This window comes from Pelomicrobium sp. G1, from assembly GCF_051905455.1.
Taxonomy (GTDB): Bacteria; Pseudomonadota; Gammaproteobacteria; order Burkholderiales; family UBA6910; genus Pelomicrobium.
The window spans coordinates 1-291 of sequence record NZ_JBQACR010000289.1 but is presented as its reverse complement, the minus strand read 5'-3'; the positions used below and the strand labels follow the sequence as shown (position 1 = coordinate 291).

The following is a 291-nucleotide window of genomic DNA, read 5'->3' as shown; positions in this document are numbered from 1 at the left end:
TACAACCACTTCCCGTCCGGGCTGAACACCGCGTGCTCCGGGTTTTTGCCCCGGACCTTGACGCTGAAGCACTTCTGGTTGGTGGCGGTATCGACGAAGGCGACGCTGTTCGACAACTCCACCGCCGCCACCACCCACTGGCAGTCGGGCGAGACACTCACCCCCTACGGCGACTCGCCCAGGGCGACCTGGCCCACGGCGGCGCGCTTCTCCAGGTCCACGATGACCAGCGAGTTGTTGGGCTGATCGCTCACGTAAAGGTATTTGCCGTCCTTGCTGATCGCCAGGCCC

General features: G+C 64.6%; 1 protein-coding gene. It reads right to left on the bottom strand.

What is annotated here, in order from left to right; translation table 11 throughout:
- Positions 1 to 164 precede the first annotated feature (164 nt).
- Entirely contained in the window at positions 165 to 281 is a 117-nt protein-coding gene (locus ACTFO6_RS18550; RefSeq protein WP_439935848.1) for a hypothetical protein, read from the bottom strand.
- Between the last annotated feature and the right edge of the window lie 10 nt (positions 282 to 291).